Annotated in this window: 19 protein-coding genes; 2 read left to right on the forward strand and 17 right to left on the reverse strand. The window is 47.6% G+C overall.

The features are described 5' to 3' along the window. Position 1 precedes the first annotated feature (1 nt). The 15 genes from AC53GJ_RS08035 to AC53GJ_RS08105 form a co-directional block, all read right to left on the reverse strand. The gene (locus AC53GJ_RS08035) at positions 2-751 is read right to left on the reverse strand and encodes a class I SAM-dependent methyltransferase (RefSeq protein ID WP_496732127.1); all 750 of its coding nucleotides are present in this window, start codon (positions 749-751) and stop codon (positions 2-4) included. Positions 752-998: 247 nt separating this feature from the next. Continuing rightward, complete coding sequence (locus tag AC53GJ_RS08040) at positions 999-2,180, reverse strand: class I SAM-dependent methyltransferase (RefSeq protein WP_496732129.1); 1,182 nt, start codon at positions 2,178-2,180, stop codon at positions 999-1,001. A 1-nt stretch (position 2,181) separates the two neighbouring features. After that, positions 2,182-3,387: a class I SAM-dependent methyltransferase gene (locus AC53GJ_RS08045; RefSeq protein WP_496732130.1), complete on the reverse strand. Its 1,206-nt coding sequence runs from the start codon at positions 3,385-3,387 to the stop codon at positions 2,182-2,184. Positions 3,388-3,403: 16 nt separating this feature from the next. Further along, complete coding sequence (locus tag AC53GJ_RS08050; protein ID WP_496732132.1) at positions 3,404-4,132, reverse strand: SDR family NAD(P)-dependent oxidoreductase; 729 nt, start codon at positions 4,130-4,132, stop codon at positions 3,404-3,406. Then, positions 4,129-5,286, reverse strand: coding sequence for an AMP-binding protein (locus AC53GJ_RS08055; protein ID WP_496732134.1), 1,158 nt, complete (start codon positions 5,284-5,286; stop codon positions 4,129-4,131). The genes AC53GJ_RS08050 and AC53GJ_RS08055 overlap by 4 nt, the downstream gene beginning before the upstream one ends. After that, positions 5,286-5,528 carry a hypothetical protein gene (locus AC53GJ_RS08060; RefSeq protein ID WP_496732135.1) on the reverse strand — a complete coding sequence of 81 codons (243 nt, stop codon included), beginning with the start codon at positions 5,526-5,528 and terminating at the stop codon, positions 5,286-5,288. The genes AC53GJ_RS08055 and AC53GJ_RS08060 overlap by 1 nt, the downstream gene beginning before the upstream one ends. Beyond that, entirely contained in the window at positions 5,525-6,091 is a 567-nt protein-coding gene (pseH, locus tag AC53GJ_RS08065; protein WP_496732136.1) for a UDP-4-amino-4,6-dideoxy-N-acetyl-beta-L-altrosamine N-acetyltransferase, read from the reverse strand. The genes AC53GJ_RS08060 and pseH overlap by 4 nt, the downstream gene beginning before the upstream one ends. Positions 6,092-6,103: 12 nt before the next feature. Next, positions 6,104-6,868 (reverse strand): SDR family NAD(P)-dependent oxidoreductase, encoded by a 765-nt coding sequence (locus AC53GJ_RS08070; RefSeq protein ID WP_496732137.1) that lies wholly within the window; start codon positions 6,866-6,868, stop codon positions 6,104-6,106. Positions 6,869-6,878: 10 nt separating this feature from the next. After that, entirely contained in the window at positions 6,879-7,115 is a 237-nt protein-coding gene (locus AC53GJ_RS08075; protein ID WP_496732139.1) for an acyl carrier protein, read from the reverse strand. A gap of 86 nt (positions 7,116-7,201) precedes the next feature. Continuing rightward, complete coding sequence (locus tag AC53GJ_RS08080) at positions 7,202-7,939, reverse strand: cytidylyltransferase domain-containing protein (RefSeq protein ID WP_496732141.1); 738 nt, start codon at positions 7,937-7,939, stop codon at positions 7,202-7,204. Next, on the reverse strand, positions 7,940-9,031 hold the full coding sequence (pseI, locus tag AC53GJ_RS08085; protein WP_496732142.1) for a pseudaminic acid synthase: 1,092 nt from the start codon (positions 9,029-9,031) through the stop codon (positions 7,940-7,942). It lies immediately after the preceding gene. Then, positions 9,024-10,124, reverse strand: a complete 1,101-nt coding sequence (locus tag AC53GJ_RS08090; RefSeq protein WP_496732144.1) for an aromatic ring-hydroxylating oxygenase subunit alpha — start codon at positions 10,122-10,124, stop codon at positions 9,024-9,026. The genes pseI and AC53GJ_RS08090 overlap by 8 nt, the downstream gene beginning before the upstream one ends. 23 nt (positions 10,125-10,147) lie before the next feature. After that, on the reverse strand, positions 10,148-11,206 hold the full coding sequence (gene pseG, locus AC53GJ_RS08095) for a UDP-2,4-diacetamido-2,4,6-trideoxy-beta-L-altropyranose hydrolase (protein ID WP_496732146.1): 1,059 nt from the start codon (positions 11,204-11,206) through the stop codon (positions 10,148-10,150). Continuing rightward, positions 11,196-11,966, reverse strand: a complete 771-nt coding sequence (locus AC53GJ_RS08100) for an SDR family NAD(P)-dependent oxidoreductase (RefSeq protein WP_496732147.1) — start codon at positions 11,964-11,966, stop codon at positions 11,196-11,198. Before AC53GJ_RS08100 ends, pseG begins: the two co-directional genes overlap by 11 nt. Continuing rightward, positions 11,963-13,051 carry a 3-oxoacyl-ACP synthase III family protein gene (locus tag AC53GJ_RS08105; RefSeq protein ID WP_496732149.1) on the reverse strand — a complete coding sequence of 363 codons (1,089 nt, stop codon included), beginning with the start codon at positions 13,049-13,051 and terminating at the stop codon, positions 11,963-11,965. The genes AC53GJ_RS08100 and AC53GJ_RS08105 overlap by 4 nt, the downstream gene beginning before the upstream one ends. A 126-nt stretch (positions 13,052-13,177) precedes the next feature. Between AC53GJ_RS08105 and AC53GJ_RS08110 the strand changes: the two genes are divergently transcribed. After that, on the forward strand, positions 13,178-14,194 hold the full coding sequence (locus tag AC53GJ_RS08110; protein ID WP_496732150.1) for a ketoacyl-ACP synthase III: 1,017 nt from the start codon (positions 13,178-13,180) through the stop codon (positions 14,192-14,194). Between the two features lie 9 nt (positions 14,195-14,203). Here AC53GJ_RS08110 and pseC read toward each other — a convergent pair whose 3' ends face one another. Together pseC and pseB are read right to left on the reverse strand one after the other, a co-directional pair. Further along, on the reverse strand, positions 14,204-15,355 hold the full coding sequence (gene pseC, locus AC53GJ_RS08115; RefSeq protein WP_496732151.1) for a UDP-4-amino-4,6-dideoxy-N-acetyl-beta-L-altrosamine transaminase: 1,152 nt from the start codon (positions 15,353-15,355) through the stop codon (positions 14,204-14,206). Further along, a complete protein-coding gene (pseB, locus tag AC53GJ_RS08120) occupies positions 15,352-16,353 on the reverse strand; it encodes a UDP-N-acetylglucosamine 4,6-dehydratase (inverting) (RefSeq protein WP_496732152.1) in 1,002 nt (333 codons plus the stop codon). The genes pseC and pseB overlap by 4 nt, the downstream gene beginning before the upstream one ends. Before the next feature lie 204 nt (positions 16,354-16,557). Here pseB and AC53GJ_RS08125 point away from each other — a divergent pair, with 204 nt between their 5' ends. After that, on the forward strand, positions 16,558-17,355 hold the full coding sequence (locus AC53GJ_RS08125; RefSeq protein WP_496732153.1) for a flagellin: 798 nt from the start codon (positions 16,558-16,560) through the stop codon (positions 17,353-17,355). Positions 17,356-17,489 lie beyond the last annotated feature (134 nt).

Genomic DNA, 17,489 nt, shown 5'->3' on the forward strand with positions numbered 1-17,489 from the left:
ATTATTTCAGTTGTGCCATCCAGATATGTGTGGTGTAGGGGATCTGAATCTTTGTTACATCCAGCGATGCAAGATAAGTTTCAATAGCGGCAATAATAGCTGCAAACTGGCCGGCGGCTTGACGCTCAAGCGTCGCATGTGAGCGCCAGGCTTCCACACAAGCTTCGATACTCTGTTCATGCAACACCTTGGCATCCAGGTGAACCACAGGGTGAAACAACTGGCTCTGGGTGATGATGTCAGATTGATCTTCACGACGCGAACCATAACCATAATCCGGGATAAATGTTTTGATAATAGCTTCAATACGTGCCTGGATCGGATCTGTTAAATCGCGGTGATTCCACATACAGGCAAACCAGCCGCCAGGCTTGAGAATACGCTTGGTCTCAGTCAGGGCTTTTAAGCGGTCACAAACATTAAATGAGCTGCCAAAAGTCACGATATCAAAACTTTCATTGCTCTGGCCTGTCTCTTCACCTGTACCTTCATGCCACTGCACCTGAGTAAAAGCGGCAGTTCTTTTGATACCGTTCGCCCGCATGGCATCATTGGGTTCTACCGCGGTTACCTTTAATCCCGCCTGCGCTAACATTAAAGTTAAGTGAGCAACGCCGGCACCAACATCGCAGGCGTTATTACCTCGGGTAATACCCGCAATATTTAACATGGCAGTAATTGCAGTTGGTGCATAATCTGGTCTTTTTAAATAAGCGTCTGCCAGAGCAGTGTAGTCCCATTCGGTTTTCATATTTTTTCCTCGTCTTAAATGCCTTGATCAATCGAAGAACACCTTTTTGTGTCAGCGGCTGATCTGAAATTAATAGTGAAGATTTGCGCTAAGGCAACTTTTTGTTATGTCGAGCTATATTTTATTGGCTCACCTACCCTGGGCATTAATGGTGGCTCTAGCATGCTGGTACCAACAACGGTTTTCGATGTGTTCTGAAAAGCAATTAACGCACCAACTTTAACATGCAATTCTGGCATGAGCCTGATTAGCCTGTCGTTTGTAGGACACAAGGATAATTTTTTGCCAGTTGCAGCATTTTTTGTCTGGTTGGTGCATAAAATGGCACTATCAGGACTGGTGAGCTGTAACCAGCTAATTCGCTGCTGCAACTAATAGGTTGCTGCTGATAAGTGTGGCCAGCCAGTTCATAATCGAACAATCGCAGTTGTTGGTCAGCAAGAGCTTGTCGCAGCTGTGGGTAAGTACGGAGCAAAATATAAAAATCGCCACCGATGCCCCACAGACCGATAGAGGGATGCACCGCTAACAGCTGTTCAATTTGGCAATAAGTTGCTTGCAGGTCGTTGTGGTAACGGTCGAATCTGTGTTGTATCGCTGCCGCTGCAGTGCGATGTATTTGCACTGTACTTGCTGCGCGATGTGCCTTTTTTAGCAGCATCTGTAATCTTGGAATTTCACCTGTTCTGATCTGTGCTTGCTTGAGCAGCGAAAAACCAGCCAAAGCTGCAATTTGTTGCAGTGAATCATCGGTAAAATAGTGGATATGTTGGCCATGCACCAGATTTGTGGTTTCAAGCGCACAGGTAAGTGCCTGTTCACCGCAATCAGGCACTTCAATAAATAGTAAACCTTCGCTCGTGAGAAAACGGCCCAGTTGCTGCAAATATTGCACGGGTTGCAATACATGTTCCAGCACATGACTTGAGAGTACCAGACTGAAACCCAGACCGAAAGCTGCAGAATCAACCTTGTCTAACTCATTGATGTCACATTGAATGCCTGTGATGTTGTCGCCACATGCGGACACATTAAAATCAAAGCCATAATAGTGCAGGTTCGGATATTGCTGTTGCATCAACTTGAGGGTCAGTGCGGCACCACAGCCAAAATCGGCCACTGCAGTTTGAGATTGCAGCAATGTATCACCAATAAAATCCAGCATATCATGATAAGGGGTCTGCTGATTATCCGAGCTACACCACATGTCAGGTTCACGGCTATTGGAAAAATAGAGACTGGCAAAAATGTCGGCGGTGTAAGGCACTGTGACCTGGACATGGCCACAGCCGGAACATAGTCCAAGCGGAAATAACAGCTCTTCTCTTGCTAATTCCTGTTGGCTTTTATGCCACACACCTGAGCATAATTCGCCCAGTGGTTGCCAGTGTAATTGCTGACAAATCTGACATTGTTGTTGTGCAATCATGTTATACCGCCTCGACATTCCTAAGCATGAACGGATCCCGGATAGTCGCGTGCCAACTGGCGGCAGCCTGGTGCATTTTGACTCTGGTTTCAGCCAGCAAGGGGGTCAGATAGATCGGATACTCCAGCTGCGGAATTTCTGTACTGCTGTGGATCTGCTGACCAAAACAGCTTTTTGTCGCCAACTGATAGTCAAATAATTGACATTTGCCTTGCTGGCAAAGTTGCAAAAGCGCCGGGTTATCCCGCATTAATAGATAAAAATCGGCCCCGATGCCCCATAAGCCAACCTTATGGCCACTGTCAGATTGCTGCTGCAGTTCTTTGGCGAACTGCTGGCGTTTTAACGCACCGCTTTGAACATTTTGTCGGACGGCTTCGGCTGCATTGTTGATGATTGGGCGGGGCTCAAGATCAGAGGTGGACTTCTGCAACACTACTTGCAGCCGTGGGATGTAGCCGGTTAATAACTGTTGTATTGCCAGTAACTGATAACCGCAGGCTGTCGCCAGCGCTGTTAAACTGTCTGCAGTAAAATAATGAATATGTTGCAGATTGACTAAGTTGCTCAAGCCGCTAATGTCGTAGGCCAAGGGCTGAGAAAAATCAGGAACTTCAAGGAATAGCAAACCATTTTCAGCAAGATGTTTGCCGACTTCGTGTAAAAAAAATACCGGGTCAATCAAATGTTCCAATACATGGGATGCAGTCGCTAAATGTATGCCTTGCGGCCACAAATCCGTCGGTAGCTTAGTTAAATCATTCAGATCTGCGCTTAGGTAGGTCATCTGCTGCATGTTGCATCTGTTGTTAAAATCAATGCCGATTAATGCGCTGGTGCTGACCGCCGATTGTTGAATGGCATTCAATAATGCGCCTGTACCACAGCCAAAATCGGCAATAACGGCTTGCTCAGGAAGATAAGGCTGAAAAAAACCAATCATTTGCTGGTAGGGTAGCAGACTGTCGAGTAAATCCTCATGCCACATCACAGCTTCTTGCTGAGCATGAAAATACAGTTTACTAAACAAGGACTGATCATATTGGTGCATCATTTGGACATGGTGACAATGCAAACACTCGCCGATGGCATAACTTTGGCTATCACGCTCCAATCCGCCAGCGTGCTCAGCCCAAAGTCCAAACTCGACCTGAGTTACGACTGACCATTGGTGCTGTCGGCATAATTGGCAATGAATGGTCTGCATGCATCTGCTCCTTGCTTTAGTTGGTGATGCCACCGTCGATGGTCAGGGTTTGACCCGTGATAAAGGCTGCACCATCAGATAATAAAAATAAGACGGCCGGCGCAATGTCATCGATGCGTCCCAGACGTCCCAGTGGTGTTCGCCTGATGATCTGCTCCCGTTTTTTCGTTTCCAGGCCAGCAGACATCTCGGTATCCATATATCCCGGCGCTATTGAATTCACGGTAATGCCACGCCGGCCATTTTCCCGCGCCAACGCTCGGGTCAGGCCGTCTAGTCCGGCTTTAGACGCCGAATAAGCCGCCAAGCCGGTATAGCCGCGTTGACCGATAATAGAACTTATATTAATGATCCGGCCTGGACTGCGTTGTAACAGCATCACCCGTAACACTTCCCGTGCCAGATAAATGGCACCATGCAGGTTGACCTGCAAAATCTGATCCGTTGTAATATTTGGAAAAGAAGCGAGAATGCCGTCCTGGGCGATGGCTGCGTTGTTAATTAACCCCCAGAGTGGCGTTTCGCCAGCCCAAGCACAGGCGGCAGTGACAAATTGCTGACATTGCGTGGCGTCGTTTACTTCAGCCTGAAACCATTTGAAGTTGGACTCTTGTTGTTCCAACTGCTGTACTTGCTCAGTGTGATGACGGCTACAGACCGATACTTTATAGCCTTCTGCCAGTAAGGCTATCGCCAGACCTAAACCAAGGCCTTTACTTGCACCGCTGATAATCACATGCTTCATGGCATGACCCTTTGTTTTTTGCCGGTTGGCGATAAAGTGATGACGTCGACAAATTGGACCAAACGCGGACGCTCAGCAGGAGATAAGTGGTGGTTAAACGCTTGCAGCGCCTCGCGGCTGCAATCCTGATCCTGACTGAGGATTTCGGCCGCAATGATATAACCAGTGATAGGGCTTTTTTTGGCATAGACCCGGACATCCAGCACCGCAGGCAGTTGTAACAACTGTCGTTCCAATTGCTCCATATCGACTTTGTGGCCACCCACATTGACAATGTTGTCCAGCCGGCCGCTAAAAAAGCAACGGTCTTGTTCCTGACAGATATTGTCACCGGTGAAAATGAATTGTGTGTTGCGTGACAGGCATAATTGTTGATCCTGCAATTGCAGTGTCCAGCCATTCCAGCTTTGCTCCAGCCAACTGGCAGGAAAACCCGCTTTGCCATCTTTGACACTAAATACGACACCTGCTTCCGTCAGTGCATAAATATGACGAATTTCAGCAGCAGGAAATAACTGGTGGCATAAATCCAGCGTCGATTGTTCGCAGATTTCGCCGCCGAAAGTAATACGTTTTAATTCAGGTATTTGCTGTTGCCAGCACATCGCCATCGCACGGAACAAGGAGGGGGTTAAACTTAAACAAGTGACTCGTTGCTCCGTGGCAAGCCGAGCTTTTGCTTTGATGTCTTGGGTTGTGGCGGCGATCAGCGTATCGCCGGACAACAAGGCTTGCAGGATCACCTGTACACCAGCAAAGCTCATCGGGTGATAGCATAATAACCAGCGGCTGCGTTTGCCGCTTTGCACTTGTGTCGGTTTGAGTGACGCCCAGCAATGAAAAATTAGTTTAGCGGCACCTGTGGTGCCTGAGGTCTGCAGACCAACAGCAAAACCTGCGGGCAGGTCTGCCGGCAGGATTTTAGCCGCACTACGATTAAAGATAACCGGGATTTGTTGTTGATAAGCAGCGCAAAGTGCGATTAGCATTTGAGTCACAATGCCAGATCCAGCCGTATTTTCCGCCATCAACACTTCAATATAAGACTGTTCAGTCAACATTTGTTGGCTGGCCGCTGCTGTAGCAATATCTTGAAGAAACCATTGTTGGTCAGCTTCAATTAAGCAAAAGTTATCAGAAGCCAGCCCGAACATTATGCCAGTTCCTGATAGAGTTCTGCCAGTTCACCAACGCGGTGAAAAGTTTTAAAACCTAAGCGAAATGGATCAAGCCCGGTTTGCAGCTCCAGATTGACAATCAATGTGGCTAAATCCAGTGAGTCCAGCGGTAAATCCCGGAAGAATTCAGATTCGGCGCTAATTGCAGGACAAATCAGTCCTTTTGCTGCAATTAATGCTTGAGTTTCACTGATGATGAGTTGAGTAAATTTATTCATGATTCATTCCAGCCTTCAAATGCGGCTTTAATTTGGGCAAGAGGGTAGTGTTGTTTCTGTTGTGCCCAGTCTTGTTTTAGCTGTTCAAAGATATGGACATCATGCCAGGTGCCATTTTTTAAAATGTGCTGCTTCAAACAACCGACCAGTCTGGTTTTATGCAATAGCTGAATTTTTAATACCTTGTCATTGGCATTCATTACATAGTTAACTATTTTATTGAGCCCCAGACAGTGAAAAACATAGTTACAGATGTAAGTATGCAGGGTGGCACCATATTTCAGTCGGGCATCACGCGGATAAATATATGAACCCGTACTACAACGACGATGAACAAAATCAATATCATTGAAACACAAGAAACCAACAGGATTTGTCTCATCGCAAATCATAAATGCCTGATAATCCTGACGAGTACTCAAACTTTCAATCCAGGCCTGTTGTTTGGCGATAGTTGGCTCATGCACGTCAGTGAACATGTTTTTACTGATGTCAGCATCGGTGCGCCACTGTAGCAACAGTTCAGCATCGGCAGTGGTAATTTTCCTGAATGTTAAAGCCATAGCTGGTAATTCTCAATTTGCTAAATAACCGCCTTCAACCGGCAGGGTAACGGCATTGATCCATTGCGCTGCATCGCTTAATAAAAAAGCAATCGCATTTGCTACATCAGTTGGTTGACCAATCCCCATTGGATGCTGGTCTAAAATATGTTGGAATTGCGCTTCAGTCATGCTTGCCTTGGTTTTTTCCGCCATGTCCGTGGCTATTAAGGCTGGCGCCACACAATTGACCCTGATGTTATCCCGCAGTAACTCCATCGCCAGACCTCGGGTGGCCGACATCAGACCAGCTTTACTGGCACCATAAACAATATTGCCAGCCTGACCAATTAACCCGGCAATGGATGCGACCAGTACGATCGAACCTTGTTTAGTTCTATCTCTTTTTTGCCTGAATCCTTTGACGATCGCCAGTGCACTGGCCAGATTTACATGCATAGTTTCATCAAAAAAACTTTGTTCGAAAGTCCGGACTGAGCGTGTGATCTGGACGCCTGCACAATGAACAAACCCATCCAGATAACCGTATTGCTTACTCAGGCTTGTCACCCAAGCAGATAATTCGTCAGTCTGCGCCATATCAAAAGGCGCCAACTGATGACCATCGCCTGCCAGCAGCAGGCGGGTTTCTTCCAGCGCAGTCTCGTTACGACCGTTGAGGATGATTCGGGCGCCAAGACCAGCCAACAACTGTGCTGTGGCACGGCCAATCCCGGTGGATGCTCCGGTCAGCAGCACAGTTTTATCTGCCATACTCAGTGGATTCAGCAATTGCATTGTTGCTTGCTCAGGCACTAAAGTGTTCTTCAACTAAAGAGACTAAATCATTCACGGTATTGATTTTCTCTAACTTATCACCTTGGATGACAATATCAAAATGTTCATCCGCCATTGCAATGACACTTAAAAATGCCAGTGAATCCCACTGCTCAATATCCAGCAGCACTTCCTGACCCGATAAGGTGTTTTGTTCTAATTCCAGAATATCTTCCAGGGCATTTAAAAATTGTTGTTTGTTCATCATTTTTTCCTTCATTTGACATGAACGGGTTTCAAACCGGTTCACAGGGGTATCTTTTTTATCGGCCGGCTGACAGCAACATTTAGCTGTTAATGGCTGGTTTTTTGTTGCACGAGTTGGTTGATTGCTGCGATTTCTGGCCGCTCGAGCAGCCATTGGCAAATAGTCGGGCCATCGGCTGTGATAATTTGAGAACCAAAAGCTGTTACTATCTGTTGAATCAAGTGGAAATCTTCAGTTTGATCGACGCAAAGCCGGAGTAGATTCCATGCAGGAATGCCGCCACCTACAGGATAAAGTTTAAATAAATTATGTTTGTATAGATACATAGTGACATGTTCACGCTCTGCTGCAGTATTAGCCAGCATCCTGGCCTGCGTCAGCAGGCGCATACTGAAGACTTCAGTGTCAAAACCACGTGGAAACTCCGCCAGATCCAGATGACTATATCCTTTGTTGTTACAACGTAAGTGGGTATCAATGACTTTATCCAACAGCTTTGGGCAAATGAGCGGACAATCACCGGTCAGTCTGATGATCAGATCATCAGGCTCTGCTTCTGCTTTGACAGCCGCCTGATAAAATCTTTCCAGTACGTCCTGTTCACTGCCTCGAAAAAATATTTGATGTTGCTGGGTTAAATAATCAGCCAATGCATCATCGGCACTTTCCTGACTGATGGCTATCAGGTGCTTGTCAATCCGCTGACTTTGTGCAACCCGCGCCATGTGGTAACCCAGTAAAGGTACACCGGCAATTTCTTTTAGCACTTTACCAGGCAATCTGGTTGAACTCATCCTGGCTTGTGTGATGCATAGAACTTTCATTTAGGCTTCCGGTTGTGGTAAGGCAAAAACCAAGTGACGTTCGGCCAGCGCTGTGCCTTTGGCAATATCAACTTTTGCCGTGCTGCCCAGGATCTGTGGCAGATAGCGGGTGTGTAAGCCAAGCCCGGGACGAATGGAACGGACATTGGCGGTCGTGAAAGTCTGCCCGGCAGCAATATCAGCAGTGACATACAAAGAACGTCGGAAAGCTCGGCCACCGGATTCGCTTGGTTTAAGGTCATAATTGACTTTGCCGACAGCCTCGTGAGCGCGTCTGATTTGTTGCACCATCGCGGCAAATTCCGCCGGTTCCAGCGAAAACGCTGCATCGACCGAACCATCTTGCCGATCGAGGGTAAAGTGTTTCTCGATAATAGTGGCGCCCAGAGCGACTGCAGTGACGCTGGCGGTATGATCAATAGTGTGATCGCTTAAACCTATCGGTATTTGGAAGCGATGCGCCAAATCTGTCAGTGTCGCTAAATTGCAGTCTTCAATCGGCGTCGGGTAACCGCTGATGCAGTGCAATAACGCCAGTTGACGGCCTCCTGCTTGCCGGACTGCGATGACCGCTTCCTCTATTTCCGCCAGCGTTGCCAGACCCGTCGAAATGATCAAGGGCTTGCCGGTGCGGGCTGCTTGCTGAATAAGGCCAATGTCATTAATTTCGAAAGAGGCTATCTTATATGCCGGACTGTTCAGGCTTTGCAGTAACTCTATCGCGGTGCTATCAAATGGCGATGAAAATAACAAAATGCCGCGGCTTTGGGCTTTGGCAAACAACGCTGGATGCCAGTCCCAGGGAGTATGAGCTTCCTGATACAGATCATACAAGGTCCGGCCCGCCCAAAGGCCCCCTTCAATTCTGAATTCGGGCCCATCATGTTGTATCGTGATGGTATCGGCGGTATAGGTTTGAATTTTGATAGCATCAGCACCTGCATCAGCCGCAGCATCAATTAAGGCAAGGGCCTGCTCTAATGAGCCTTGATGATTACCTGATAGCTCTGCAATAATAAACGGGCTATGGCCCGGACCAATTTGCCGATCGCCAATTTGGATACTTGGCTGCAGGAAAGCGTGTTCAGACATTCGTTTGCTCCATATCTTGTTGCCAGGCCTGGTGAAATAAGCGAATACGGTCCTCGCAACGCCCAAGAATGCCAGCTTGTTCAGTGTAAGGCATATTCTGCTGACAACTTTCTGCCACAATCCGGTCCTCTTCCAGCGTCTGGTGATTAAAATCAATAAAATTCTGCAGTACGGCCCGTTTAAAACTGCCATCGGCAGCGGGCCCGTCGGCAGTGCTGATCATCCGTAACCGAAAATTCAGCACGGTTTTTGTTGACGAAACAGGTTCATAGGTTTGCACAGACATCAGGGAACCATTGGTCAGGCCTATGGCGAGGTTCGGATAAATGAAAAAGTGATTATATTCTGTTAAATTAGGATGTTGAATTAGTCTTAGTTGTTTTCTGACCCGCTGCCACCATTTTTTCGGCGTTTCCTGCAGTGGGGTGTTGCCGATGTTGTGCGGTGGATTTGATAACACTTCACATTCCGCTCTGGCCAGTTTCGAAAAGCTTTCCGGATGAACGCCTGCCACATGATAAACTTCCAACACAGTTTCCACCGCCAACTTCCAGTTGGTCTGCCAATCGTAGCGGCCTTGGTGTACCGGATCGGAAAAATAACTCGATAATTGCTGCAAAATCGCGGCATAGGGGCCAAGAAATTCAGTCAGGGTCGGGCCTTCTGCAGCAATACGAACAAACAAAAAACTGCCACAGCTTGCCAGTTGGAATTTTTTAAGTGCCAGTTTAGTTTTGTCTGCTTCGGAAAAATCAAATTCAGTGCGTTGTTGTGGTACGCCAGCCAACTGACCATCTTTTCTGAATGACCAGCAGTGATAAGGGCAACGCAGTGGTCTGTTGCCGCTGGTTGCCGTTTGTAATCTTGCTTTGCGATGACTGCAAATATTTAACAAGGCAGATAACTCGCCATCAAAATTTTGTACCACGACAGGTAAACCACAGATTTCAGTGGTAATAAAATCATGTGGTTGACTAAGTTGGTCGGTAAAACCAACAAAAAACCAGTGGCGCTTAAAGATGTTTATCTGCTCTTGCAGATATGTTTGCTCAGAAAAATAATGCTGTGGCGACAATGAGTCTGTTGCGATCATAAATACTCCGTGTTCATCTCACTTTAGTCTCTGCGTACCAACAGTTGTTGGGCCTGTTGCACAATTCTTTCACAACCTTTGGTATCCACAATCTGACTTGCAAGTTGGCTCATGAATGTCCGTTGCGTCAGATCTTGCCACAGAGTAAAAGCTTTATCGGCTAAAGTGTTGATTTCTGGAGGTACTGTCGACTTCTTTTGCGGTGTTAGTTGACGCAGATCAATCGCCTGATACCAACCGCCAGCCAAAGGCGAGGTGAGTGCAGGTAATTGGTTATCTACACAAATAAGTGCCAGGGTGGGCACAGTCATGGCCGCCAACTCGCCCAAAGTGCCACCCGCTGCGGCGATGGCAAGGCCTGAATTGGCCATCAACGTTGCCATTTGATTACTGTTGATTTCCACTCTGAACTGCGGATAGGTTGCCGCAAGTTGCTGTAACTCTGGTAAAGCACTGAGGTTCATACTACCGAGTACCAGACAAATTTCAGGGCAGGGCGTGATAAATCGTTGTAGCAGCGCTTGTGACAATGGCAGTGCCAGTTGTTTCACATCGGCACCGCCCAGAGTTACCAGCAAACGTTGGCGCAGTTCCAGACTTACCGGTATGGTTTGGCTGAATTCAGGCCTGAGAATGGTAAAGGCGGGGCCAAGACAAAACAACTGCGCCTGAGTTCGCAACTGATAGTCAGTCATAGTGGCTTGAGGGGCCGGATTAATCACCAAATCGGCATAAAATGGGTTAGCGCTGACTTGATCGTCTATAACCATAACAGGCACTTTAGCTGCGGCAATCTGCTGCCATTCCTCAGCTGTCAGATGATAGTCATCGATGAGCAGCAGTTGGGGGTTGAGTGATTGCAGTGCGGCTGTTGTCAGTACCGCCGAGGCTTGCTTCAGGCTAAAACCAGCGGCATGAATTCGTTCAGCCAACGACTGTGGACATTCTTTGCAATAAAAGCAAATACGTTGCAAGCCGGTACTACTAAAACTCGCCGCCAGTGCCAGTAACCTGCTGAGATGGCCCGCGCCTAACGTTGTTGAAGCGTTGCCATAAAACACGATGCAACCATCAACCGGCAAGAAAACCTCCATCGACGGCTAGGGTTGTGCCGGTGATACTCCGGCTGGCAGGACTGAGTAAAAATAATGTCGCCTGCGCTACATCTTGCGGGCTGCTGAGCCCCAGCGGGTGCGCTGCTACCAATGCTGCACTTTGTTGTTCACCCAGCATACTAAACTGCTTCTGCGCTTTTTGCCCACTGACCAACGCTGGCGCGACACAATTGATCCGGATCTGTTTGTCAGCCAGTTCCAAAGCACAACTTTTAGTCATAGAGCTCAGCGCTGCTTTAGAGGCGGCATACAACACACGGCCTTTGAGGCCACGCTGACCTGCTGCGGAGCCAATCAGCACAATGGCGGCGCCGGATTTGGTGAAATACTTTTTCGATAATGTTGCGATTAATAACAAGGCCGCAGAGAAGTTAATATCAAAATAGCGATTGATCTGAGCTGCTTTTAAGGTACGCAGCGGGGTATATCCCTGAAAACTGGCTGAATGAATCAGCCCATCAACCCGTTGTTCCGCAGGCAGTAACTGGGTCAGCCATTCGTCAATTTCATCAAGCCGGGTTAAGTCAAAAGCCGCAATCCGGTGGCCACTCCCTGTGAGTTGCTGCCGCGTTTGCTCTAATTGTTCAGCCCGCCTGCCGACCAGAATCAGTTCTGCTCCGGCACTAGCTAATTCGGTACAAATAGCCAGACCAATGTCAGAATCAGCAGAAGCACCGGTGACAATAAACCGCTTTCCCGTCAATAACGCCTGCATAGACTGAGTCATTGTGCCAACGCCAGAGGTGGGAAATCATCAGGTATTTCGATCACTGCTGGTGCAACGATAGGGCCAATATCTGTAATGATGGCGCCCCATGACCAGCCAACGCCAAAGCCGCCAAGTAACATTTTACGTTGTCCTGTACTGACAAACTCAGCCAATTGGTGACAAATCGCCAGCGGCACAGAAGCACTTGAAGTGTTACCAAATTCCTCTAAATCAATGATGTATTTGGATTCAGCAATTTTAGCTTTCTTACGAAGGTGTTCCAAAATAAATTTATTTGCCTGATGCATCACCACCATATCAAGTTGCGAGACGTCAAGATTTGCCACCCGCAGCACATCAGCCACCAGTTTTGGCACTACTTTTAAGGTAAATGAAAAAACAGCAGCACCATTGAGATAAAGTCTGGAATCGGTATACAGCTGCTGTAAAGTTTCGGCATCCGGCGGCGTCAATTCCGGCATGGTCGGATGACGTCTGCCGCCGGCTTTGACGGCAATATGCTGGCCACCCGTGCCATCGGTACCAAACACAGCATAAGAATCCGGCCAGTCAGGATCATATTCGAATGCAGTGGCGACCCCGGCATCGCCAAACAATGGCAAAGTACCTCTGTCGTCAGGGAGCAGATGCCTGCTGGACGTATCGCCACATAATACTAAGGCTCTGCGACCATTCGAACTATTCAGCAGTTGACTGGCAATCCAGCTTGCATAGACAAAACCAGAACAGCCAAGGCTGATATCAAGGCATGCTGCGGTCTGCGGTAAACCCAATCTGGTTTGCATCAGGCAGGCAGAGGCCGGTAATGCATAATCTGAATCCTGGGAAACATAAATAAGTACGTCAACAGATGCAGGATCCCATTGCAGGTTTTTTAATAAAGCTTCAGCAGCTGCAATACACATATCCGAAGCGCATAAGTGCTTCGGCAGGATACGTCTGCTATGAATTCCGGTACTGGCATAAACCTTGTCAGCTTCTTCCTGAGTAAAAATCCCAGGTGTCTCGACATAAGAATGACGATGGGGTGGTACGGCTGCTTGCATACCGACGATTTTTACCGCTCTGATGGTTGCTTCCATGACGTACCTCTTTGGAATTCAACAATTTATTTGGTTTTAAATATAACATACCTATAATATATCGGATAAGTTTAATAAAGATAAAGCCCAATGTTGCGCCTTACCGTCTTTATTAAGGGGAGCTAGATGGCAATCACCGATATTACAGGTGTGGCGATCCGTGGCATTTGCTCGGTATTGCCTGCCGTACAATTGGATAACCACCAATTGGATTTTGGCTGTGCAGTGGAAGAACAGGAAAAAATCATTGCTTCGACCGGTATTCATCGCCGTAGAGTGGTTGTAGGTACACAAACCGCGCTTGATCTTGCGAAGATCGCAGCGTCAGAGTTGTTGACTGATTTAGAGTGGCAGCAAGAATTACCGGAGCTGTTAATTTTTGTCACTCAGACCCCTGATTATATGCTGCCGGGCAATGCTGTCCAGTTACAGCATCATTTAGGTATGGCTAAAACCACCATTGCATTTGATGTGAACCTTGGCTGTTCTGGCTTTATTTATGGTTTATGGCAGATTTCTCAATTACTGAACGGTCTTGCTTGCCGACGGGCTTTGTTAGTGGTCGGGGACACGACATCAACCTTGTGCGCAGAGCAACATCGTGCAGTTGCGTTGTTGTTTGGTGATGCGGTTTCAGTAGTGGCGCTTGAAAAAACCGATAATACCAACCGGATGTGTTTTGCTTTGGGCAGTGATGGTGCCGGCGCGCCTTATCTGATCCAACCTTATGCAGCTGCCAGAACCCCAGCCCAGCCAGCAGCGCTCAGTATGGATGGCACTCAGGTATTTGTCTTCACTTTACGTGAGGTGCCAAAGTCAATTCAGCAAGCGTTACAAGCCCAAGGCTGGACAGTGACAGATCTGGATTATGCCGTGCTGCATCAAGCCAATGCCATGATGCTTAAACATCTGGGAGATAAGCTTGGTCTGAATTCAACACAATTGGTCATGGCGATGGGGGAAACCGGTAACACCAGCTCGGCATCCATTCCACTGGCGATGACAATTGCCTTGCAACAACAGCTCACTCAGTCTGAACTGAAATTATTGTTATCAGGCTTTGGCGTCGGTTGGTCATGGGGCAGTGTTACGCTGACACAAGCACCTTTACAAATTTGCCGTTTGATCACTATGCAAGTATGAAGGTGTCGCTTATGTAGTGAGAATGGTACGCAAGGTGTCAGCCACATACTGTTGCTCTGTAGTGGTTAAATCTGCATACATAGGCAAGCTGATAATTCTGCTGTAAAAAAGTTCGGCGTTCGGGAAATCTCCCCAGGCAAATCCCAGCGCCTGATAATAAGGCTGGGTATGGATCGGGATATAATGCACATTCACGCCAATGCCAGCGGCTCTTAATGCCTCGAATATCGCCAGTCGTTGCCCGGCATCATCCAATCTGATCATAAACAGATGCCAGGACGAACGACCAGTCGCGCTTTCTGCCGGTAATTGCAGGGGTAACCCAGCTAATAGTGACCGGTATAACTCAACCCGTTGTTGTCGCGCGCTGATAAATTCATCCAAACGTTGTAACTGGCTGAGACCTAATGCCGCTTGCAAATCCGTCATCCGGTAATTAAAACCTAATTCGATTTGCTGGTAATACCATGGGCCATGGCTAGCTTCGGTCATTTGTTGCATCTGACGGGTAATACCGTGGCTGCGTAACAATTGTAATCGCGAGGCCAGCGTCAGATCGCGGGTGGTCGCGAGTCCCCCTTCGGCAGTGGTGATAATCTTCACCGGGTGAAAACTGAATACTGTGATATCGCTGTACTGACAACTGCCAACTTTTTGTTGCTGATAACTGGCGCCAATCGCATGAGAGGCATCTTCAATCAGCCCGACGCCATAACGCTGGCATAACACAGCAATCTGTTGCATGTCACAGCTGTGACCAGCCAGATGCACCACTATCAATACCTTGGGTAACCTTTGTTGCTGGTTTGCTGTAACCAGTTTGTTCGCGAGTGCCTGCGGACACAACAAGCCGTTGTTGACATCGATATCGACAAAATCAATGTCGGCATTACAATACAAAGCGCAATTGGCTGAGGCAACAAAACTGATAGGACTGGTCCAGACTAAATCGCCGGCGCCAACCCCAAGTGCCAGACAAGCCAGATGTAAGGCAGAAGTTGCGCTGTTCATCGCGACGGCATAAGGTGCCCCACAGTAGGCAGCAACAGCTTGTTCAAAAGCAGGTACCGCAGGCCCCTGCGTCAGGAAATCTGATGTCAGCACTTGCGTCACGGCTTCTATATCAGCCTGATTAATCGACTGGCGGCCATACGGGATCATGAATGGCTTTCCTCGTTAAAACGGACCAATTCTTCAATCGTGAGAAAATGCGGGTTTTTATCCGAAACATACTCAAATCCTGGCGCCACCAGACAACCCTTTTCTTGCAAGGCATTCAGGGTAAAATCATTACTGCGGTTAGAAAACTGAATGGATGGAGCAATGACGTAGTGATCGTCATATTCGTATGTGTTGTAAGACATATCGCCCGGACACATCATTTCATGCAGTTTCTCGCCCGGCCGGATCCCAATGTATTTTAACGGCAGTTCAGGTGCTATCGCCTTGGCCAAATCAAGCACGCGCATGGATGGAATTTTCGGCACGAAAATTTCGCCACCCAGCATACGCTCGAAGTTTTTCAAAACGAAATCAACGCCTTGTTGTAAGCTAATCCAAAATCTGGTCATTTCCGGGTGGGTAATGGGAATATGATCCGCGCCGTCACGTTTGAGCTTTTCAAAAAAAGGTACTACCGAGCCACGTGAACCGACCACATTACCGTAACGTACCACGGAAAAACGAGGTTTGCTGCCGCCAGAAATATTATTGGCCGCGACAAAAAGCTTGTCTGATGCCAATTTAGTAGCGCCATATAAGTTCACCGGATTGGCCGCTTTGTCGGTCGACAGCGCGATCACTTTTTCCACATTATTTTCGATGGCGGCATTAATGACATGCTCAGCACCATTGATATTGGTTTTGATGCATTCCATCGGGTTGTATTCAGCGGCGGGGACCTGCTTCAGGGCGGCGGCATGAATGACATAATCGACCCCTCGCATAGCACGGATCAATCGCTCCTGATCCCGTACATCGCCAATCATATAACGCATACAGGACTGATTAAACTGCTGTTGCATTTCATATTGCTTCAGCTCATCACGGGAGTAAATAATGATTTTATTCGGTTTATATCGTTGCAGCAGGGTCAGGGTATACTTGTGGCCAAAGGAGCCGGTGCCCCCGGTGATAAAGATATTTTTGCCATCAAACATAGCAGGCTCCGTACTGTCAATTTATCGACATTTTTGAATCATGGTTAAAACATAGCATATTTCGTTCCAGTATTAAAAATTTCCTTGCGATATAAAGGCTTGTAGTTTTGAATAGTAAACACTGTGTTTAAAGCCGCAAACGGATTTGTTTTTAGCGCTACGCCAGCATAAACTGTATGTTATTTGTGCAAAGGAAGTTCCGTGATGAAAATTAGCAATACGTTAGCCACTGAAAATCAGTTAAGGGTCAACAGCAATCAAACGGATTCCATGCTGAAAAAACTGGCCACTGCCAAGCGGATTAATTCGGCAGCTGATGATGCTGCCGGTTTGCAAATTGCCAATCGACTGACGCAACAGGCCAATGGTGCGACACAGGGTATCCGCAATGTGTATGACGGCATTTCGTTGGCCAATGTGGCAGATCAGGCGTTGGCCGGTGTGACAGATAATCTCAATGAGTTGAACCGGTTGACGGTACAGGCTGGCAACGGCATGCTGACGGCTGACGATCGTAAAGCATTACAGGATCAGGTTTCCCAACTGACGACGGGTATTCAACAGCAACTCAGTGATAGCAATTTTGCCGGCATCAAATTATTTGACCAGTCAAAGAGCCTGGCTTTTGACACAGGTAATGGGTTGGTGTCGGTGCAAAGTGGTGATTTGAGTACAGAGCTGACCAATTCAGGTGTGCTGGACATTGATGTCACGGATCCGACTTCATTGCAAACGGCGCAAGACAGCCTGAAATCTTTTACTGAACAAATTAATGCCGGCCGTGCCGAATTTGGTGCCAGCATTAATCGTTTTGATGCTGCCGCCCGCGGTCTGATGAATATGAATGAAAATACCCAGGCGGCCCGCAGCCGGATTGAAGATTTAGATTACGCCCAAGCAGTCTCTGAGCAGGTTGCCAGCCAAATCCGCGAAAAATCTTCGATTGCCGTGTTAAGCCAGGGGCGGGTGTCCGCCGAGCAGGCGGCCAATTTACTGAACTAACGGCTGTCCTTCGTTACCTCGAAAACGTTGGTTTTTTGACAGTAGCGTCAAAAAATCAACGTTTAAACTTGCAAGCTGGCGCTGGCTTTGTAAAAATAACTTTTATCCGGGGCTGACCAAAGCGCTTTTCATCT

It is taken from the genome of Rheinheimera sp. B2H12 (genome assembly GCF_059620065.1).